The organism is Pseudomonas sp. ASL8 (genome assembly GCF_056680355.1).
This window is the reverse complement of sequence record NZ_CM155278.1, coordinates 4,606,805-4,627,860: the sequence shown is the minus strand read 5'-3', so window position 1 is coordinate 4,627,860 and position 21,056 is coordinate 4,606,805. Positions and strand designations below refer to the sequence as shown.

12 protein-coding genes and 7 pseudogenes are annotated in these 21,056 nt (G+C 52.7%); 12 read left to right on the top strand and 7 right to left on the bottom strand.

Annotated features, from left to right (window positions below; translation table 11 throughout):
* Positions 1–40 precede the first annotated feature (40 nt).
* The 7 genes from cydP (at position 41) to AC1MEA_RS21140 (ending at position 4,406) form a co-directional block, all read left to right on the top strand.
* Complete coding sequence (gene cydP / locus AC1MEA_RS21170) at positions 41–241, top strand: cytochrome oxidase putative small subunit CydP (RefSeq protein WP_330200753.1); 201 nt, start codon at positions 41–43, stop codon at positions 239–241.
* Entirely contained in the window at positions 238–1,809 is a 1,572-nt protein-coding gene (locus AC1MEA_RS21165; protein ID WP_449636249.1) for a cytochrome ubiquinol oxidase subunit I, read from the top strand. Before cydP ends, AC1MEA_RS21165 begins: the two co-directional genes overlap by 4 nt.
* The gene (gene cydB, locus AC1MEA_RS21160; RefSeq protein ID WP_480417280.1) at positions 1,802–2,938 is read left to right on the top strand and encodes a cytochrome d ubiquinol oxidase subunit II; all 1,137 of its coding nucleotides are present in this window, start codon (positions 1,802–1,804) and stop codon (positions 2,936–2,938) included. The genes AC1MEA_RS21165 and cydB overlap by 8 nt, the downstream gene beginning before the upstream one ends.
* Before the next feature lie 22 nt (positions 2,939–2,960).
* Positions 2,961–3,083, top strand: a complete 123-nt coding sequence (gene cydX, locus AC1MEA_RS21155) for a cytochrome bd-I oxidase subunit CydX (RefSeq protein WP_322179441.1) — start codon at positions 2,961–2,963, stop codon at positions 3,081–3,083.
* Entirely contained in the window at positions 3,080–3,367 is a 288-nt protein-coding gene (locus AC1MEA_RS21150) for a cyd operon YbgE family protein (protein WP_480417279.1), read from the top strand. The genes cydX and AC1MEA_RS21150 overlap by 4 nt, the downstream gene beginning before the upstream one ends.
* 11 nt (positions 3,368–3,378) lie before the next feature.
* Positions 3,379–3,819: a group II truncated hemoglobin gene (locus tag AC1MEA_RS21145; RefSeq protein WP_480417278.1), complete on the top strand. Its 441-nt coding sequence runs from the start codon at positions 3,379–3,381 to the stop codon at positions 3,817–3,819.
* A 206-nt stretch (positions 3,820–4,025) separates the two neighbouring features.
* Entirely contained in the window at positions 4,026–4,406 is a 381-nt protein-coding gene (locus tag AC1MEA_RS21140) for a rhodanese-like domain-containing protein (protein WP_480918188.1), read from the top strand.
* A gap of 244 nt (positions 4,407–4,650) precedes the next feature.
* Here AC1MEA_RS21140 and AC1MEA_RS21135 read toward each other — a convergent pair whose 3' ends face one another.
* The 3 genes and pseudogenes from AC1MEA_RS21135 to AC1MEA_RS21125 all read right to left on the bottom strand — a co-directional run bounded on the left by AC1MEA_RS21135 (position 4,651) and on the right by AC1MEA_RS21125 (position 5,779).
* Positions 4,651–4,971, bottom strand: coding sequence for a DsrE family protein (locus AC1MEA_RS21135; protein ID WP_480417277.1), 321 nt, complete (start codon positions 4,969–4,971; stop codon positions 4,651–4,653).
* 168 nt (positions 4,972–5,139) lie between these two features.
* Positions 5,140–5,232: pseudogene (locus AC1MEA_RS21130) on the bottom strand (hypothetical protein); the annotation flags it as partial.
* 181 nt (positions 5,233–5,413) lie between these two features.
* Positions 5,414–5,779 carry a YidH family protein gene (locus AC1MEA_RS21125; RefSeq protein ID WP_480417276.1) on the bottom strand — a complete coding sequence of 122 codons (366 nt, stop codon included), beginning with the start codon at positions 5,777–5,779 and terminating at the stop codon, positions 5,414–5,416.
* A 204-nt stretch (positions 5,780–5,983) separates the two neighbouring features.
* Between AC1MEA_RS21125 and AC1MEA_RS21120 the strand changes: the two are divergent.
* Positions 5,984–6,337, top strand: a pseudogene (locus AC1MEA_RS21120) (di-heme oxidoredictase family protein); the annotation flags it as partial.
* 308 nt (positions 6,338–6,645) lie between these two features.
* Here AC1MEA_RS21120 and AC1MEA_RS21115 read toward each other — a convergent pair.
* Positions 6,646–8,193: pseudogene (locus AC1MEA_RS21115) on the bottom strand (UvrD-helicase domain-containing protein); the annotation flags it as partial.
* 779 nt (positions 8,194–8,972) lie between these two features.
* On the opposite strand from AC1MEA_RS21115, the pseudogene AC1MEA_RS21110 reads away from it, so the two are divergent.
* Both AC1MEA_RS21110 and AC1MEA_RS21105 read left to right on the top strand, forming a co-directional pair.
* A pseudogene (locus AC1MEA_RS21110) lies at positions 8,973–10,088 on the top strand (ATP-dependent nuclease); the annotation flags it as partial.
* Positions 10,089–10,147: 59 nt separating this feature from the next.
* Positions 10,148–10,387: pseudogene (locus AC1MEA_RS21105) on the top strand (PIN domain-containing protein); the annotation flags it as partial.
* A gap of 221 nt (positions 10,388–10,608) precedes the next feature.
* Here AC1MEA_RS21105 and AC1MEA_RS21100 read toward each other — a convergent pair.
* Positions 10,609–12,858, bottom strand: coding sequence for a hypothetical protein (locus AC1MEA_RS21100; protein ID WP_480417275.1), 2,250 nt, complete (start codon positions 12,856–12,858; stop codon positions 10,609–10,611).
* A gap of 1,546 nt (positions 12,859–14,404) precedes the next feature.
* Between AC1MEA_RS21100 and AC1MEA_RS21095 the strand changes: the two genes are divergently transcribed.
* Entirely contained in the window at positions 14,405–15,592 is a 1,188-nt protein-coding gene (locus tag AC1MEA_RS21095; protein WP_480417274.1) for a hypothetical protein, read from the top strand.
* A gap of 589 nt (positions 15,593–16,181) precedes the next feature.
* Here AC1MEA_RS21095 and AC1MEA_RS21090 read toward each other — a convergent pair.
* Both AC1MEA_RS21090 and AC1MEA_RS21085 read right to left on the bottom strand, forming a co-directional pair.
* Positions 16,182–16,301: a hypothetical protein gene (locus AC1MEA_RS21090; protein WP_480918187.1), complete on the bottom strand. Its 120-nt coding sequence runs from the start codon at positions 16,299–16,301 to the stop codon at positions 16,182–16,184.
* A 22-nt stretch (positions 16,302–16,323) separates the two neighbouring features.
* Positions 16,324–20,663 (bottom strand): annotated as a pseudogene (locus AC1MEA_RS21085) (NACHT domain-containing protein).
* 223 nt (positions 20,664–20,886) lie between these two features.
* Here AC1MEA_RS21085 and AC1MEA_RS21080 point away from each other — a divergent pair.
* Positions 20,887–21,054, top strand: a pseudogene (locus tag AC1MEA_RS21080) (DUF7693 family protein); the annotation flags it as partial.
* Positions 21,055–21,056: the final 2 nt, after the last annotated feature.

Below are 21,056 nucleotides of genomic sequence, written 5' to 3'. Positions count from 1 at the left end.
CTTGTTATTAAACAATAAAAATCACATTTTCCCTCTTGGCATGGCGTGTGCTAACTGCATAGTCATGACCAATTCCGACAAACGACTGCGGCGCCATCTGCTAATAGCAGTGCTAATCAAGCTGATGGTGCTGACAGTGCTTTGGTGGCTGTTCATCCGGGATTCGCGCGTTAGCGTCGACTCGAACACCATCGGCGACAGGTTCGGCGTACCCACCTCGACTCAAGGGGCAAGCAAGTGATTTCAGAACATCTGGTGGATTTGTCACGGCTGCAGTTTGCAGCCACCGCGCTGTACCACTTTCTCTTTGTACCTCTCACCGTTGGCATGGTGTGGCTGCTGGTCATTATGGAAAGCGTCTATGTGATGACGGGTAATGTCATCTGGAAAGACATGACGCGTTTCTGGGGCAAGCTGTTTGGTATCAACTTCGCCCTGGGCGTGACCACCGGTATCACACTGGAGTTTCAGTTCGGTACCAACTGGGCGTATTACTCGCATTACGTTGGCGACATCTTCGGAGCCCCACTGGCGATCGAAGGCATGATGGCGTTCTTCCTCGAATCAACAATGATTGGTCTGTTCTTCTTTGGTTGGGATCGATTAAAAAAAGAGCACCATTTTCTGGTCACGCTGCTGATGGCCATTGGTACCAACCTTTCAGCGCTGTGGATCCTGATTGCCAATGGCTGGATGCAAAATCCTGTGGGTTCTGAATTCAGCTATCTCACCATGCGCATGGAGATGGTCGACTTCTGGGCTGTGGTTTTCAATCCAGTAGCACAGGCCAAGTTTGTGCACACCGTCTCGGCCGGTTACGTCACCGGTTCGATGTTTGTCCTGTCGATTTCGAGTTGGTATTTGCTCAAGAATCGAGATGTCGAGTTTGCAAAGCGAAGCTTTCGGGTTGCGGCAGCCTTCGGCTTGGCGTCAGTGCTGAGTGTCATCGTCTTGGGTGACGAGTCTGGTTACACGGTAGGCGAGGCCCAGCAGACCAAAATGGCAGCCATGGAGGCAATGTGGGAAACGAAACCTGCACCCGCCGGCCTGACATTGGTGGCCAGCATCAACGAAGCCGAATCGAAGAATAACTGGGAAGTTGAAGTGCCGTGGCTAATGGGTCTGATTGGCACCCGGTCAGTCAGCAAGCAGATCCCTGGTATCCATGAGATCAAGGAGAAAAACCGGGCCCGTATCCTGCGCGGCATCACCGCAGTCAATGCGCTGGAAACGTTGCGCAAGCATCGCGGTGATCCCGCTGCGCTACAGGTGTTCGAAGAGTATAAGGCAGACCTCGGTTTCGGCCTGCTGCTTAAAAAGTATGTCGAGGATGTCAACCAGGCCACACCGGCCATCATAGATAAAGCCGTCAACGACACCGTGCCTCGTGTGACACCTATGTTTTGGGCATTTCGGATCATGGTAAGTCTCGGCTTTGCGATGCTGCTGCTGTTCGGGCTGGCGTTTTGGAGCACATTGAAGTCGGCCTGTACACGACGTCCATGGCTACTGCGATTGGCGCTGTGGATGCTGCCTGCGCCTTGGATCTCCTGCGAACTTGGCTGGTTCGTCGCTGAATACGGTCGCCAGCCTTGGACTATCTATGGAGTGCTACCAACCCACATGAGCGTATCCACGCTCGGCGTCAACAACCTGTACGGCTCGCTAGCAGGATTCATTGTCTTCTACACCGTGCTGTTGGTGGTTGAGATGTTCTTGATGGTCAAGTTCGCACGTCAAGGCCCAGGCAGTCTCGGAACTGGCCGTTATGCTTACGACGCTAATTTGAAGGAAAGCCACCATGCTTGATTATTTCACTCTGAAAATTATCTGGTGGGCGCTGGTCGGCGTACTGCTAATCGGTTTCGCAATCATGGACGGCCACGATATGGGGGTCGGCACCTTGCTGCCTTTCGTTGGCCGCAATGATATGGAGCGGCGCGTCGTTATAAACACCGTCGGCCCTCATTGGGATGGGAATCAGGTCTGGTTCATCACCGCTGGCGGCGCATTGTTCGCAGCATGGCCTGTGGTTTATGCGACGGCATTCAGCGGATTCTACTGGGCGATGATCCTGGTTCTCTGGGCATTGTTTTTCCGCCCGGTGGGCTTCGATTATCGCAGCAAGATCCACAATCCAGCCTGGCGCAGCACTTGGGATTGGGGACTTTTCGTGGGAGGTACAGTACCTCCACTGGTATTCGGGATCGCGTTCGGCAACTTGCTGCAAGGTGTACCGTTCCAGTTCAACGATTATTTGGTGTCAACTTACACGGGCAGTTTCTGGCAGTTGCTGAATCCCTTCGCACTACTGACGGGCGTCGTCAGCAGCGCAATGATCACTCTGCAGGGGGGAAGCTATCTGGCACACCGCACTGAAGGTGTTATCCAGTCCAGAGCCATCAAGGGCGCGGTTGGTGCAGCAATCGTGCTGGTATGCTCATTCGTAATTGCCGGGATCTGGCTACAGTCGATCGATGGCTATCGCATTACGTCGGTGATTGACACCGCAGGACTGCCCGACATCCTTGGCAAGTCTGTAGTGCGCGAAGCAGGTGCCTGGATGGCTAATTACAGCCGTTATCCTTTGCTGTGGCTGTTGCCAGCGATGGGATTGGCGGGCGCGGCGGGCGCGGCGATGTTGCTGATGGCGCGTCGTACTCTCTCAGCGTTTGTGGCGTCATCGCTTGCGGTTATCGGTGTCATCAGCACTGCGGGTGTATCGATGTTTCCGTTCATTATGCCGTCGTCGTCAATGCCGGCTGCGAGCCTGACCGTTTGGGACAGCGTCTCCAGCCATCTCAGCCTTACCATCATGTTCTGGGCCACGCTGATCTTCATGCCGTTGATTGTTATTTATACCTCATGGGCGTACCGCGTCATGCGGGGCAAGGTGACCATCGCGCATATCAAAGCCAACGACCATTCAGCCTACTAGTGCTAGCAAAGGAGTAAAAACCATGTGGTATTTCGCCTGGATGCTGGGAGTCGGTTTTGCATTGCTACTGGCTATATTGAATGCGATGTGGGGCGAGAACGAAGCTGGCCGAGCCATGATCGACAGTGACGAGGCGGAGTCATGATGGCCCGCGTCGCTAACGTCCCGCCAACCTCACGCATACATTTGCTGAGCTTGGTTGTCGCTGTGGCGATCATGCTCGCTTGCACTCTCTATCCCCCACTGATAGCAGCCCCCGATGGGAAAGCTGACCATGCTCTTGCTACCGCGCTGTTCGCAGCCATGAGCGTTGCCTTTGTGAAAGGAGTGGGTTTTGTTCCGCGCATGCCCGTCTGGCGTCGGCTGTTCTCAGGCTGGACTTGCCTTGCGGCGCTTGCGCTTGCCAGTTGGATAAAGTTCCTACATTGAGCGCTGATGACATGACTGAACTATTGAGTGCCCAGCATAAGAACAACGCCAGTGCTTATCTCCAGTTAGGGGGAGAGGCGGGTATCCATACACTGGTCGACCGTTTCTACGAGCTGATGGAGGTGCTATCCGAGGCGCGAATAGTGCGCGGGATGCACCCGCCGAGTCTCACCGGCAGCGCGGACAGTCTATTTAAGTTCCTGAGTGGCTGGCTTGGCGGCCCGCCACTATTTCAACAGGAGCGTGGTCACCCGCGTTTGCGCATGCGACATGCGCCCTTTGCGGTCAGTATTGTCGAGCGCGACGAATGGATGCTGTGCATGCGTCAGGCGATCAACGAGCAGGTGGATGACTCAGGCCTGAATGCGAAGCTGCAACGTATGTTTTCCGAAATGGCCGACCACATGATTAATACCGATGTGAGCAGTACAGGTGTTGCGGCGTCGGGCTGAACGTCCGGTGTGCCGAACGCACCTCCGAAAGTTTCGATACGATGGATGGGCACCACTCGACCAAGTTGTTGTAATTCCTTCGGCGCCTTGCTTGTAACAGATTGAATAACCCTCCCGTGTAGTCCGAGCGCAGAGGGTTATCCAATATTGTTATGCCAAGCAAAGATCATTGACTTCTCTCAACTGGACTCTTCCAAAATATCATGATTAAAACTGCCCATGATCTAGTAGCCGACGCTAAAGCACGTATCGAAGAAGTGGCCATCGAAGACGTTGATCAGGCTATCCAGGATGCGGATGTACTTATCGATGTGCGTGAAGCCGACGAGTATGCTGCCGGCCATCTCGCCGGTGCGATACACGCGTCGCGCGGCATGCTGGAGTTTAAACTTACCAACGATACCGCGCTTAGTTCGCGAGACCTTAAGATTGTGCTGTACTGCAAAACGAGTGGTCGTGCGGCGCTCGCCGCCGCATCACTGCATGACATGGGCTACCTGCATGTCAAATCGATCGCCGGTGGGTTTGACGCGTGGGTTAGTGTAGGAAAGCCGATCATAGACCCGCATTTACCAACCTTCGAGTAACGCCTTAGGTTTTATGGACGATCCAAGAAGACTCAGGGTCAGAGGATGCAATGCGGCACGTCTGGCTCGAAGGGTGGATCGTCCATTGAAGGGGGAAGGGCGCAATGCCCTCAGCGGGTAGGCGTGCTGACAAAACACTGTATTTATCGCTGCGTTGCCAAGCATTGGCCTGTCGAACTGGTGGAGTAACAGGATCTTTCCAGTACCAACGGTAGACGCTAAAAAGCGGCGGAGGTGAGTGATGTCATGCTCGAATATAGAACCAACCTTCTGATTGCATTTTGACAAGCTCAGAAACGGCACCTTGTGCCAACACTCTTAGTGGCGCCGACACGTCGCGATCAAGACTTCTCAGCGTGTTTGGACATATCCAGGTTATCGCGTCCATTTCACCATTTGGATCATCAAGGGCCGCTGCAACAGCCTTTGAATTGACTATGATTCTGACGGTTGCCTGAGGAGCATCTTTCAATAGGTTCACTGCATTGTTGCGGGCACGTGTCAAAGCATCGGGAGTCGGAGCATGCAGCACAACATGAAGGTTATCGATTTCGCTGAGATCCATTATTCAAGGCCTTCAAGGTCGATTAACGTGGTAGATAACGCCTATTTTCATCGGCGTAAACGGCATAGGGCGAGTACAGCATGACATTTTTTCAATAGAAAACGGTATGACGCCATGCGTCCAAAACAGGGGTGAACATCGACATCTAAATAATGATCCGGTTGGAAACTACTTTGTTCCCTGACCCATCAAGACGCCATCTACTTTCTGGCCGTAGAGATTAACCCCGTCATTGGCGTGAAACTCCACCCTCGTTTGCTCTGGCTGGCTTGGCCTTCACCGAGCGCAAGGAAAACGTTGTTCTGCTGGGCCCTTCTGGTGTTTATTTGATGTGATGGACGACTCAGGAGAGGTAAAGGGCTGAGTCAGAACGAGTGACTCTGAGTCGGAATATACTCCGCTGACACAGGTTTCCCTGCACAACTTTGAGGCTGAGCTTTGCTCATATGATGGCAAGATAGGTCATGAGCAAGACTCCCAAGACTGCGGTGAGCACATTCACTACAGGGCCAGAGTTGATGCTGTACCCCTCTGGGATTTCAACTGGTTTAAGACCCTTAACCACGCGTTTGTACTGCCAAGATGACCAGAATGCAACCCATGAGCCCAGCATCAGAAAAGCCAGTCCTATCCAGAAGGAAAAATGTTTTTCTGGGCTGCCCGACGCCCCTGGTTTTAGCATCTGTAACAGTAATCCGGATCGTTCAATCACAAAGCCAAATGCCATAAGCGAAAGACTGGTTCGGTTCCATGCTAGCAAGGTTCTCTCAGCGGCAAAGAACACTCGTGGATCGTTCAGGTCGGACATTAAATACTCCTTGGCCCAACAATGCGTGAAATCAATCTGGTCAGATGGTGCATAAATTGGACAGTGTTTCAGTCATTCGCTTCCATGGCTATCTTCTGGTTAACACAGGCGGCGGCTTTCTAGTGCAGAGAACAAATACATACCGGCCAACATATCCTCGCTCAATTGCTGCTCCATGAAGCCAACTGCCAGTGCTATTACCCTCCAAGTTTCACCACTGCGGCCAATGCTGCCGAGCCTGAGCTGGCCATCCAGGATATCCGTCTCTATACCAATCTTCTACTGCCTGATACAGGCGAGGGGCTGGCGGACAATCGTCCCGAGTTCCAGGCCAGTGGCCGCTAGTGGCGCACTCCACCGCTGTGGGGCGGCCTGACCGAAACGGTCAGCGGGCATACCCGCATCCTCCACGTTGGTCGCGCGCGCGGTATTTTGGTGGCCATTCTCCGGCACGGTGGTGAGGCTGAAGGTGCGCGTAAGGCTGTTAAGGGTAGTGCGCTGCCTTGCAGTCCTTTATCAATTCCTGGTGCGCCAGGAGCCCGAAGAAACCCAACGTGATGAGTAAGCGCGTGGAGCGCATCCTGCCCCGGCAGATCGAAGCCAAATCGAGCCAGGAAGTACACCGATGAGCCAGTCTCGGCAAGCTGGCTGATCCTTTCAACCACCTGTGCCATTGCGTCCTCAGGGTTCTTGGATGACCGCAGCAGCGAGACGGTGGGCTGGCTAACAATGGCATGGGACTGAATGTGCTTTACCAGTTGCCGCGGGTTACGCATGACGAAACGGCTGGCCACCTCACCTATCTGGTTGTTAAATCGGTACGTCTTGTCCAGGTCACTGACCGCGGTTGGGCCAAAGCGCGCCTTGAAATCTGAAGTAAACGTGATGTCGCTGCCTGCAAACCGGTAGATCGATTGCCAATCGTCACCGACACAAAAGAGCGAAGAATCGGCACACTTGAGCCGCAGGGCCTGGACGAGTTGCGCGCGAGATTTCGCGATGTCCTGAAACTCATCAACCACTATGTATTTCCACGGAGCCACGAAATTGGGTTCGTCCACATACGCAATTGCCCTGTTGATCATGTCGTCGAAATCGACGTCACCTTTGCCATCATTTGCTGACTTCAGCTGCAGGTCGTACGCATGAAGCAACGGAGCCAGGAGCAGAAGCGCGACCCTGACTTGACCTGGATGAGCTGACTGCTCTGCCAGTCCAAGTAGCTCCGGCCCCGAGAGGTTCGCTGCCTTGAACAGGCTCAGCATCTGCGCGAGGACTTCGGCAAATTTCGAGATTGCCCCGAACTCCCTAAGCGTTTCCAGCACAGCCTCTGGCGGCAAGGGATTGAGGACTACCCCCGCATTCGTGAGGCGCTGCGCAAGTAAGTCGAGCAGCTGACCTTCCTGCTTCTCAAAATGGTACGTCTCAATAAGCCTGGTGCCCTTGAGCTTGTGAGCCTTGCGCTTCCATTCCATATCGGCCTGGTATTTGGCGCGGTCGATGTATGGCGCAGTGTTCCCCGCCCGATCGGTACCAAAATGTTCGATATAGACGTCAAATTCTGGTAGGTAGAAATCAGGTCGGTACACACCGCGGTCGCTGGCCTGCTCGGGCGTAGTGAAGACAGCCTCGTATTGGTACTCCACACCATTGGTGAAGAGAAAATTTGCGATGTCACACTCGCCGAAACCTTTGACTGCCTCGCCTTTTAGCGTTCGAACATCGTTGTCCTGCAGGAAGCGGTAGTAGGCGCCTAGGGAGTTGAAGTCAAATGGGTTTCGTACCGGGTATAACCAGTGCTTGAAATAGGTTAGCAATAGCTCGCGATATTGCGGTTCATTGTGCTGTAGCGACTTGAAGGTTTCATCGACAAATTTTGCCTTCAGCGCACCGTCGGTGGCCATGGGACTGATAGCCGACTTCTTGCCTTCAAATTTCTCGACAATGCGCCGCCCCAAGGCGTGGAAAGTGTCGGCGGTCACACCCTTAACACCGAGGCGTTTCTCCAGACGCTCTCGCATCTCCGCAGCCGCAGCACTCCCATACGCAAGCAGCAGGATCTCCTCAGGTTTTGCCTGACCGCTGTGTACCAGGAACGCGACCCGGCCAATGACTGTACTGGTTTTACCGGTGCCGGCTCCCGCCAGGATCAGGTTATTGTCGTCATCAATGACGCAAGCTCTACGCTGTTTTAGCGAGAGCGGCTGGCTCTCGACTGTATCGAACAGCGCCTTGTGGTCAGCTAACGCCTTGTCGATATACGCCTCCCGAGATTGGGCGAGGCGGGTACCTGCGTTGCCGATCAACTGCTTGGCAGCCAGGAGTTGGTCTTGTTCCTCCGGATGGATAGTTCCGTTCTCGGGCACAGGGGGGAGCGTATCTGCCCACACATTCAGTTTCAGCAGAATCGGCATCCAGTGACTCGACCTGATGTAACGCTGCTGAGCCAGGAAACCCTCAAAATGCTCTAGTCGATTACCGATCTGTCTGATGCGCGGCGCATACCACGCTTGGGTCAATTGCTGCCACGCGAGATCACGATGCCGCCGAGTGGCAAAGCAGAGCCTGGATGTTCCACTGGGTGTACTGAGGGTCACTATGTGCAGAAACCATAGAGGAGCTGCCCGTGGTGGCTCAGAAAGTGCATTCCAATCGAAATAGTGCTGTCCTGTGCGGTTACAGCACTCAACTCCATCGTCCGTAATGACGACGGATCTTGTAGCGAATGGCAGCCACCTGGCCCACCACGGAAGAATAAGATTCCTGATCATCGTGTCTGACCCCGGCAGCACCGCCGATGGGCCATTCCTTTGCATAAGTAAGTGGGTTGACCACACCGCTTGGGTGAAGATCTGAGTGTTGCCCCAGAGCCAAAGGGAAACTGTCCAGGTAGGCCGCCAGGCTGCATTCGCACCTTGGTTCTACCTAGTCTTACGCGGCGCTCGCTCATTCGATTCAGGGCAGGTCACAAGGATTACCAAATGTAACTGATAGCGGCCCTCAAGGGGGAGGACAGCGAGCTTTGGCAAAGTACATTCAGCGCTACCAACGGCTGGTATGCCTGATTGCGTAACCGGTATACCGTATCGCCACTATCGGGGCGGCCTAATATCCTCAGCGCGGCCGTATGGCCGAAAGGTGTCAACTAGCGCCTAAGCCGCCATCGGAAGACACCTAAAGAGAAGGTATGCTCATGTATTTGCGTGCTTTGGACGTTAATGGTTTCAAGTGTTTTGGTGAGCCGTTCACCATCGAATTCCACGATGGTCTGAACGTCCTGGTGGGAGAAAACGGGGCAGGCAAGACAGGCGTCATCAGTGCCATACGCCAGCTCTTCAACGACTCCGAATCAGGCAAGCGGATTATCAGTGAGCGCGATTTCTACAGGGGATTTGAGGCTGGTGCCGTCGCCTCCGAAGAGATCCAGATTCAGGCCACATTCTCAGGCCTGGACGAAAAGGACGTTATTGCCTTCGACGATTGGTGCGGAAATCACGAAGAAGCGAAACTGACTTTCACCGCGTTCAACCAGGAGTCGCGTGGCCGGTTCAAGCACAACACGTACGGTGGTCATGAATACACCAAAGCATTTGAAACCGAGACCCTCGACTACATTCACTGCGTTTACCTACCGCCGCTACGTGACGCTGATACGAAACTACGGGAAGGACGCCAGTCTCGCCTCGCACACCTGTTGAAAGCTTTGTGCAAGCCGCGAGGAAAGCAGGCACGCTGCATCCGCTGGAGCAACACGTGGGTGATTTCAACCGCGAGCTTTCCGAGAGTGACAAGTTTGCTATCAAACTGGCCAACCAGCGGATCGGCGACAGCCTGAAAGCCGCCTTGGGGCTGCACCTGTCTCAGGGCGCGATGATCCAGTTTTCAGAGGTCAGCTTCTCCCGAATCGTCGAAGGCCTGAGGCTTCTGTATTTTCCCGATCTCACACAGGCCGACGCTACCCAATTTCGGTCGCTGGAGGAAAATAGCCTCGGGTACAACAACCTCCTGTACATCGCTTCGATCCTGGCGGAGCTCATCCTTGAAGCTGAAGAGGATCGGGGGGAGGACACTTGCCTGCGCTTACTGCTGATCGAGGAGCCGGAGGCGCACCTTCACCCGCAGCTCCAATTACGCCTGCTTCGGCACCTCAAAACGGTTGCAGAGGCGCGAGGGATACAGGTGATCATCACGACACACTCGACAGTGATCTCTGCTGCCGTGTCGGTTGATCACATCATCCATATCGTCCAATGACGACAAGCCCGTAGCAGTACCTCTCCGGAACTCTGGGCTTCGCACAATGCCTAGAGATTGAGTTCGAGCCTGGCATTTCCTTCCACGAACTAGCTCACCATGCAGGCAACCTGTCTGCCGAAGCGGAGACGCCAGGGAGGCACATGTTGCCGTACCGGTCGATGCGATAACGTCTCACCAGAGGTTCTTGAACACGTTTTAAAAGTGGCGGCGCAGTTCGGACGAATCGTCCTGGGACGCGGATATGGGAATCACGCGACGCTTGCTAATAAATGGCAAGAGGCCCTCGTGTGGCTCGCCTCCACGTCATGCCTTCAGTACCAATATGCATCTGGTAAGAATACCTCGGGTATACGATGCAACTAGACACCGAACAGCGATCAATTACGAACAAGGGAGTACTGAGAGAGCAGGGTGGCGTGAGTAGACGAAGAGACTCATAACTCTGCGCCTTAAACTCTCGCCCTTTCGACAGCTAAATACTAAGCAGTGATCGACCCTGCTGGCGTCTTCGAAGGCGTTAGGTGCTGGGCAAGGATGGTCGTAGGGGCGGCCGTTTATCTCCGCTCAACGGATCACAGATCTGCATTGCACAGATCGTTAATGCTTAGCGCCCTCATTTTCACTACATCCAGTGAACTGCTGTCTATATCGGCGATATCCTGAGCTCCCAGTAAAGCCACCTCGTGAATCATTTTTCTGATACGGTTGGTGCTCAACCCCGGTCTGCCAGATTGGGTGGCGAAAACTGGATAATCATCGTCGTAGAGGGAAATTCCCAGCCGACCCAAGGTAAGTCTGTATGGCAGCACGATGTCCTCCATATACCGCGTTGGCACAGCCCGAGTTGATGCTATGCCCTCCGCCGACGGACAGATCACGATCCACTGATCAACCCTGACTCGCTGAAAGTGTTTGAATCTGAGCATAAAGCCAAACTGCTCTATATCTTTAAGGCTGAAACGAAGAGCTTGGATGGTCTCCACGACAAACTGCAGTCTCGCCCAAGCCGGATTTTGGGCAGTAAGCCATCGGCATTTGTTGACAAAAATGCGGACAAGCTCAGGTTTTAGTTTCGTCTGCAAATCTGCATCAGGTTTCTTCGGGTGCGAATAATTTCTGAAATTGCCTTTATTCGCCAACGGGCTTTCGCTGATCATCTGCTCTTTATGGAGAAATTCAAATAGCAAAGCGCACACGGTCATTTGACCGGCCAGCGACGCTCTCGACGCAACGTATGGCGGATCGGGAAACTCGGGGCTTGGGCGATGTTTATGTTGAAAAGGTCGCCATAGATGATTACCGACGGACTCATAGCCATTTACCCTAAGAAATCTGGTCGTCAAGCCCGTTCTGACCCAGTTATCGGGCGGAGTGCGGCAAAACTCCAGGAACTCCTGAAGATCTACACTTGTTAATTCAATGACTGGCTTCTGCCTTACCAACAATGACCATAGAAGAACGCGCTCTGAGTATTTCCGGTAACCATTGAATGTTTCCTCTGACGTGAACGGGTAAAGAAAGCGGCGTACATGGCAAAAACTATCGGCCGGAGCCGCTTGAGGGCTGCACTTGCTCAAAAACGACTGCACACAATCATGGATATTGTAGTTAAACGCGAGCCCAAAGCTTGAAATGTCACTAAAGTTATCAAACAACGGATACGGCGCTAATTCAGCGCTAGCTTCTTTGGGTACAGATCCACCACTTTTCTTGGGTGAAGTAGCACCTTGTCTGGGCAGGGCATTACTGGCAATCCATTGCTTAACAGACAGCTCAAACTCCTTTATTTCGGCATCTGGTCGGTTCTTTTCGACCATATCTTTTGCCGTTGCGTCAAATGCTTCCCTGGCAATCGCCATTATCGCCCTCGATTCCAAACCAACACCTCGCTTTAATCTCGGAATTATTGGGTAATATTTTCCCCTGTTAAACGGTAATGGTAGTTCCAAAAACCGAGAATAACGCCTGAGGTGCAAGCGAACAAAAATGGGCGGCACTGATATTTTTCTGACCGCCAAAATTGAAATCAGGTGAAATTCCCACCGAAATCCAATTTTCACAAAACACGACATACTACGAACACGAGTTCCAGACTCAATCAAATCTACAGCGGTCAACCCAAGATACGCGCAGATCGCGACCAAAAACAACGTCCGCTCATGCTTGCTAGGGTTTTCGTTTGCCAGGCGCTCTACTGTTTTCAGTACGTGCTCCCAGTGCGCGTCGCTTAACGGCGGTGATAAAACGAAAGGCTTGTAGAATGGGACTTGCTGGGATGAAGAGCGAATTGCACGAAAAGGGTTGTTGTCGGTGATACCACAAGCATTAAGGTGGTCAAAATAGCTGATGCACGCTGTCTTGGCCCTTCTCAGCGTTCCGTCTGCTTTCGGTAGCAATCCATAATCGAATGGACGCCATCCAGGACTGACTTGGAATGTGTCCATTTCGCCTGGTGACTGCTTGCACCTTACGAAACGAGCTACAGAATGACCACCAGTCCAGTCGCCGGGAGGATCCTGGATGAACGACAAAAACGCCTCCGCATCAGAAGCGTTTAGATTCAGCATTTTTTTCTCTCGAATGATGAGCGCCCACAGCGTAAGCCGCTCAACGGTACTTCTCTCAGCATAGAAACCCGCATCGCTTTCTGAGCGCATCGTCAGAAAGCTAACCCCGTACTGGTAGGTGATTAGGGGGGAAAGACCTGGATCTATACGTGATAGATAGTCAAGAACAAGGAGTTCGTGCGGAGGAAAGACGGATCGCCCATAGCCTAGGAACGAGCGACGAGAGCCGAACAGCGGGTGAGGGGGTATGCGCATATCTAAGGCCTGTTCTACGATTTGTCGGATTCCATGCCAGGATCAAACTGATTGCTCGGTGGGCAGCTGTGGCCTTCACTGTTGAGTCTGCTAAATCAGGTAGTCCAGCAACAGAGGAGGGTGCGATCACATCGCGCCTATTGCTGTTGCTGAATGAGACAAAGAGAAGTTCGACACTTGGGCAACTGAAACACACTCCTTCATCGTGCTAATCACTCTAGCATAGCAGTTACTGTTTACAAGCATTCCGCCCGTCAGAAACAATAAGCCTGGGAGGCGGATATGCTATAGATACTTGCAGCCATGGCAGGCACTGATTTCAAATATGCAGATCGCCGCGCTTTTAAACATCGACAATATAATGTGCCCTTAGCAGCTCTTTAAAAACTTAACCAGACGCTGGCGACCTATACGGTGCAGGCATGCGTGTGCGACCAATGCGCTTTAAATTGATTAGTAGAAGTAGATCTGATCACTTTCAAATGTTCAGCTTGATACATCGAGTCGTTTTTAAATGCCGAACATCGATAAGAGCAGGCTCCAGTGTTTTTTCTAGGGAGTACATCCACGCGCTATTAACTGTTGATTGATGGTACATCGGTGCACTTTTAATTGTTTGCGCCTAGACTGTTGGAGTCGTTCCAATTCTGCGGTACAGATTCAGATCCAAGTAATGGGCTGAGAAAACGCAGTTGCCTCCTAGGCCCCGGGATGACCACACTCGTACGGCTGCGCTGACGCCGCCCGGGTAGGCTTACGGTGAGAAAACACCGAGGCTATCGGTTTTGGCGTGGCTTCGTCTCCGCCAATCACGGTTCATCGTGACTGGCGGAGCTGAGTAGATCTGAGCACTTTTAAGTGAGCAAACATAGAGCAACGAGTAATTCCGTGATCTGCAGCAATTTTAATTGATTCCCGGGAACCAGTCTTGGGCGCTTCAGAAATCATTTTTAAACGCTCAGGAGTGTTGGAGTGCAAGATTTGAGCACGGCGAAGCTAGGATTTGTTGTAGGAGGATGTCGTAAGCCTTTGATTTTGAGACATGCACATCCAAATGTTCAGACGTGCAGCTTTAAGAGGTTCTGACAATAACTAAACTAAACAGCAATTTAGCGTAGTTAGACGTTTTAGCTCTGAAAGCAAGCGTACACCGCCCCGCAAGAGAAACCTATGGGTTCGCATAATGTATATTATGTTAAATATCGAATCATGCTCAACTTAACACTCCTGTTAGCAGTACCTGAAAACCGGAGATTTAGATTTAAAAACCGTTGCTAAGGAAATCAATGTGTTGCACGGAAAACCTCCACCGCTGCTTCAGGCTGTCCCTGTCATAGCTTCATCGTTCAGACTTAAAAATCGTACGCCTGACGTAAGCCTTTTTGCGATCGCTTCAACACTATGGTTGTTCCTGATCGTTGACGCCGATGAGGTGACCTGGCAGTTGTTGCCCTTCGTCATTGATAAGCGCAGCAATTCAGCTACACCTAGAGCACATCTCGTTTAATTTCCTCCCAAGTAGTCTAGTCCACTCTGGCAAATCACTATGTCTAGTTTTCGTGACCCCGTCCCAATGGTGGCTCCCAGCGGCTGGGGTGCATGCAGTGGCTTAGGACTGCCTGCCAATGTGTATGTTAGAGCCTGGATTGAGTCCCTCGACAAAGATTGCAATGCCCTTGAATGCTACAAGGCTGCTTCGATGTTCATTCTCTACAAAGTGGTTTCGCTTGAACGCGTTACTCCACAGCGGCATCGGACATACGCTGAGGCCCTAGAAAGGATACTAAACTGGAGCTTTATCATTGGTCGCAAATCTGTGTTTGATTGGGGTCGACGAGATATACAGAACTATTTGAATTTTGTTGAGAATCCTGACGCTACATGGGTCTGTTGCACCAGTTATAGCCGCTTTATTAGCAATCGTAATGAGCCTTATGAGCAATGGGCAATTAATGAGAGGTGGAAGCCTTTCAAGCGTGAAATTTTGGATGGCGCAGCAATGTCGCCAGATTGGTCAGTGCTCGACAAGGAGCGAACGGTTGTTTTAGATTTTTTCTCTTTCTTATCCTCGAGAACTTCATATCCCCTCACCCACCTCAATACGATTCTCGTGAATGATATTAGAGATATAATTCCAAAAAAACGTCCTGCCCGCAGCCTTCGGAGGAAAGACAGCGAACGGCTTGTCAGGATGTATTCATATGAATTAGATTGGGTATTCGAAAGAGTCATGGAGTTGAAAAAAGATAATTGGCGATATGAGCTAGCTCTATTCGCAATGGCGATCATGCGGTACTCCGAAATTCCAATGAAATTACTTTGTCGAGGGCCAAATACTGCAGGTCGACTAAGTCAATTTCACCGCCGCCTTGATGCCTGGTACTTTGTCAGTGATCGAGGTGCGCCCTCGGAGCGCGCTTATAAGCTGGATAGGAAAATTAAGCCATATCTCAAGATTTATTTTAATTATTTGGGAGTTGTGTGGAATAAGTCTTTACCTGACAACCATATATTTAGGCGCCCGGGCAGCGAGCAAGGCTTTACGCGCGACTACATTACGCGCATGGTGGAAATGCTCCGTAGTGAACTTTGTCAATTAGCCGCTAATTATCATGATCCGAATACCTTCATCGACGGGGAGATATTGAGGAAATTGTCATTGAGCGTGATTCGACGATCCATACCCCAGCCTCCAAGAAAGAGAAATAAACGTGGTCGTCCGCATAAGGTCTAGCGCCAAGATTAGAAAGGCGTGTGCCCGCTCGGGGCGATTGAGTTATTAACGATTGCGGTACAATGGGAATCAGGTCTATGCCATCGGTCGGGTGAGGAGCTAGGGTGCCTACCAGGTGCTGTTGTTCTTGGTGCGTTTTGGTTGTGACACATTCTCTACCCGCGCGAAACCCAGAACACCTCGGATGCCGATTCCCCACCTAACTGCGTTCTGTATGAAGCTAGTTTTTTGATCTCAAGTCAGGACGTCCGCTCAGCGTCTGCCGCTATAAACTCGGGTCTGATGGCCGCTAACCGGTCGCTTGACCCGACAAGCACTCCATAAATTATGTATCGCACGTGGCGAGACTGTCTTGAGTCGCAACCTAGGTAGCGTGCCCCTTTGGGGACGGCTGTCGTGAACCAAGCACCCGCGATTCTCGCCTGGTCTTGGCCCTGCGGGCATCCATCCTTCACGCCTGCGCGCTCCGCTTGCGTTCGCACATCAGCATTCATAAGTTGACGCGGCCTGGCTGCTGATACACGGCGTTACTTCTCCGTAAATCCAGAATCCTGGTACTGGCCAGCCTCCGAATAGCGGGCACTGGAGGTTAAACGAGCACTCCCCGCTCCAGTTGACCGACCAAATCAAGGGCAGCTTTCGTTTCCACTCTCGTCCTTAACATCTCCAGCGGACGTTTCGACCCAAATGCTCGAACCGGCGAGGTCATCCATTCGGTAGCAGAGATGACATCACTCACCATCGATCTGACTAGCCTTCGCCTGGTTGGCTTCAATGGCTTTGATCGCGGCCGCTCCTCCTCGCTTGGTGAGATCTATGCCGATGACCTTGATGTCTTCAACGTTAGGAAACCTCCAGGCGATGGCCAACCAGTGCTGCTGCAACCCGGCTACTAGATCATCAAAAACGACTCGGCCCTTGCCGGGCGACTCCCACGTGGCCTGACCTCCGTGGTTTACCAGCAAAAAGATGCCGCAACTTGAGCTTATGTCGCGTAGGTAATCCCCGCAGAGTTGATTCTCGAGTCGTTCGAAATGCCCGGGGCCGCTCCAGTTCTGTGAAAGCTTCAGTTCGACAGGCACGGGTGCGTAAGACTGGCTGTTTTGGAATCGATAGTCCGGGCGCTTGTCATCGGCGAGCTGCTCTTCCTGTGGAATAACGTAGCGTCCTGCAGCGTGATCTCTCAACCACTTACCGATGAACTTCCGAATGGAAGTTTCCTGATTGGTCTGGAGCAGAATCTCTGCATAGCTCGAATCGCCATCTTCTAAATCGTGCTTTAAGTCCATAAGACGATCAATCGCTAGGTTCCAGAGTTCACGATGGGTGGACGGCGTGCTTTCCAGCGACTCATGAAATTCGACGACCTTCGACGGTTCCCAAGGCGGCGTCTGCGAATCGGCTGTAGCTTTCTGCTGAGCGTAGAATGCGCTCCAGGGACGTAATCGCTCCGCAGGGTGGGCCTGTGCGATTTCCTGCAGTGCTAGGAATGATTCTTTCCCAGGAGTCTCCCTAATAAAAGCTAAAAGCCCATCACGAGCATTTTGGGCATCGTCCCTAAGTCCCGGGGAATAGACCCCTTTTCCTGCACGGTCAATGTCTTCTGCAATTCGTATGTATGTGTGCATCAGCAGATACAGCGCTTTTGCATGCTCAACCGTTTTGTAATTCTGCCGACAGCGTCTGGCGGTGCGGCTTCCAACAATGGCAATCAGGCAAAGCATGGCAAATTTGGCTTTTTCCTCATCTGAGGATAACGAGTCGATGCGAGCTGCTAGTGCCGGGATAGCAAGCACCGGCTCCACTCCAACCCACACGGCGTACCAGGTCGGCGCAATCTCTGAATTGACCTCTTCTACGGCACGCTTGCTAGCAAGCTCGGCCAGAACCTCATCGACGATCGTCGACTCCTGCACAATGCTCAGTACGAGCTGGAGCGACTCAAGGTTGCTTATGTGGCGTGCCAGCCGAGCCATGAGCGGAGCAGCAAGCTCCCCGTACATCCAGTCCCCTCCCCAGCGCAGTCTTTGTAGCACACGATTGCCGCCTGATTCCAAACTTGGCGCATCCATCTCGTAGTTGATTTCACGCACTACAATTTCTTGGACAAGACGCGGGTATAGCCCGAAAAGCTTGGGAAGCCACTCTGGAAAGCCGTTCAGCTCAAGCAGTCCATAGCGAGCTGCGTACTCAGCATTGTCAGCAGACATTTCCGAGAAGCGGGATGACTCCTCTTTGGCCTCGATAGCGAGCCCCGTCAACCCAAAAATCACTTGATATGGGGTCGAATTGGCAGTAGCCCCCTCCGATGGCAGCGTTGGGCAATAGCCCCGCCAGAAATTAATAGCGCCGGCACGAAACGCTTGAGCAACAGGCATGCCGAACTCAGTTATGAGCGACTGCCAATTGCCGCTGCTCCAAGTATTTGGGGAAGATGAACCCTGTCGCATTTGATCAATTAGATAAGCTTGCTTTCGAGTCATCACACCTGGCTCGGGGCTGTTTATCAGCGCCACTTCGGCGGCTAGCCCCTCACGCCAATCGCGACGATGCTCTTCCTCTTCAGACTTGCGCTGGGCGGCCTCTTCCGTCCACTGTGCCTGCTTGATCTCCCACTCCTCAACTTCTCGCTTCGGTGGGTTCAAGAGAATTTGAAGCTTCTCGCGAAGCTCGTCATGAGCATCAGCTGCTTGCCGAAGTTGAACCTCCCAAGAAGATGGTTTGCCATACTGCGTGTAGATGTTAAACGCCATGCTGAGCGCCATCTGGCGATCATGCGGATCCACGAGACTCACGATTTGGTCACAGGCGAGGCTAAAGTTCTCTTTATTCAACGACCAGAATGGTTGAAAACCCAGCAACTGCCAGACTTGAGTTACGGGTTCCCCGCGATGCACCCGGCCGTTGCGGGCCAATTCGACGTCATACCAGAACAGTTGATAATCGAGCTCCGGCCAATTAGGCACGATCTCCCGGAGCTTTTCTCCGAGCTCTCGAGTATCTCGCTCATCATAAATACTAGCCTGGGCCAGCTTGCTCAGAATCGCGAGGGCCGACTCCGCGAGCGCAAACGGGTCTCGTGCTTGGAGCAAACGGAGCACTGCCACGCCAGCTATCTCGGCAAGCCAGCTGTACCTCTTAGAGATAGCGCTGAAACCGTGCCCTTCAGTTGGAGGCTTGTCTAAAAGCACAGCGAGCCCGGAAATAAGGGCTGGCAGGTTTTCTAGCGGACTATCCATTGCCAGGGAGGAAAGCTGCGTCGCTAGGCTGTCCCTACCGCTATAGCGCTCCTTCTCAGCAGTTCTCTCGATCGCCTGAAGTAGCCAAGGTAGCCATTGGCTATTGAGCGCAAGTCCGTCAAGCAGCTCAGCTAACCATTCCCGGTTAACCTTGGAATCTCCTGCCAGCAACGCTAGGCGTACATCGGCTACATCTTGGGCCGTCCCCAAGTCGATAACCGCTCGGATTGCTGCCAAACGAGTATGTTTGTGCTGAGCCTTGAGGGCAAATTGCTTAGTCTCTGCAAGTGCACCCACCACCTCGCCCTGCCATACCATTCTCAAAAGGAACCAGGCGATGTCATCGTTGGTATGGTAAAGCGTGAGTAGCTCTTTGATGTCTTCAGTGAGATCGTGGTGCGCAAATCGTTGTACGGCTGAATAGTCAGTCATCGTCCAGCTGTGAGCTGGTTGGGCCAAGTGCTCGCACGCTTTGCGCAGCACGCTCCGGCGTGTACTCAGTGGGAGCTGATCAGGATCGCCCCCCTCAAAAAACACCTCCGGTGCAACCTCCTCTAGCCGTGTACAAATGCGCTCATCCAACAGCGCCAGCCAGGGCAAAATTGGGCGCATTGAAGGATTGATAACCTCCAGCCTATATTGCGTACAGAAGAACAAGTTCTCTATTTTGACGCGTGAAGCTGCACCTTGGATCAGTTCGTGGAGCCATTCTGCTGTTAGATATTCTCGGACAGTACGATGGTGGAAACGAACGGTTCCATAGATACCCGGCTCGAAAATTGGTCGATTCAGCAAGGCTGCTGATTCTGTGTCATTCCAACCCTTCAGTACGTCGCGAATGGGAATCCCATTTTTGTTGGCCTCACCATCAGGAACGCGAATCGCGGACGTTTGCCCTAATGTTGTTGCTGCTGCGATTAAGCGCACGCCCTCTCGGAGCCTAAGTGGTGCTATGGGCTTGGATTCGGCGCGGTCTTGATCACGTTCTTCAAGGCGGCGATTAATGCTGCTTTTCATCAGCTCTAAGCGCGAGCCTATTCGTTGGTGCTCGAGCCAAAAGTCGACGAGTTCCTGGAAGTCCAGAGGGCGCGTGGTGAGCGACCATGCTTCCTTGCGCTCAACTGCGGCGCGAAATGCTTTGATGTCTTGGACGCCAGTGGCACTGAGGAAGCGATCAATCTGCTCGTCATGGATGTCGTCCAACGTCACCAATAGGAACGTATCTGGCTCTGATTTGTTTGGCACCGTTTGCACAAAGCCTTCAAGGCCATCAGCTTGTGTTGGAAGTGCTTGCCGAGCTATGGGCTCAAATGCAAAGGCCTTCCCACAGATCGCAAGATCCGTCTTTGCGCGCCATGCTGTGCTTCGCCCAGTGATGAGTACGTGCGCCTGAGCCCCAATTTTTGGGTCAAACGGCCAAGCTTCCGTATTGCGCGCTCAAAATCTTTCGGATCATTTAACCGAGCCTCGTCGACTGAATCCAAGAGCAGCCAGCCCTCGGTGCCTGAGGCGAGCCAGTTCTCGAACTCATCAAACGTCCCCACCTCGAAGGCGCCTTCCAAGTCTGCAGTGACGTTCTCAATACGAAGAAAGAATGCAGCTTTGCCTTGGCTCCGTAGCTGGCAGGCGACGTTTCGGATCTCAGCAGTTTTACCCGAACCCGCCTCGGACAGCAGTATCACCCGATGATGAGTGAGCAAATCAGGCCAGCGGAGCTCTCCGTGCCGGCTATGTCTACCGCTCAGGTCTACATCGTCAGACGCATCAGCATCGAGAGGGATTTTGGAGAAGGTGCGATCAAGGTCAATGAAGGCGTCCGAGTGCTTGGTCATAGCGAGTCTCAAAGCAAGTCAGGAGCAGTCCCGACGCGGGCTGCAGAAGCTCTGACATCCTACTCGAAATGCCACCTCCACCGGTGCCCCCTGGCCTATGCACCGTAGACATCTCCAGCCCATGCGTGATCATCCGTACTCGTGACTGCGGTGTATCCTTGGCCAAGGGCAGAGACAAGTGTGTGTGTACCTTAACGAATCGAGGGGAATCGAGTGGCCGAAGATATCGATCTACAACGACTGCGATGAGCTCGACTACTGCGAGGGGTGCATGAGCCCGGATGGACGGCGCTGATCATTTGACTCAGGTGATCGATTCGGTACTGATCCTATCTCCCTGCTCTCGACGTGGGAGTACCAAACCTTAGAGCAGCTTTTGAAGAACCTTTGAGC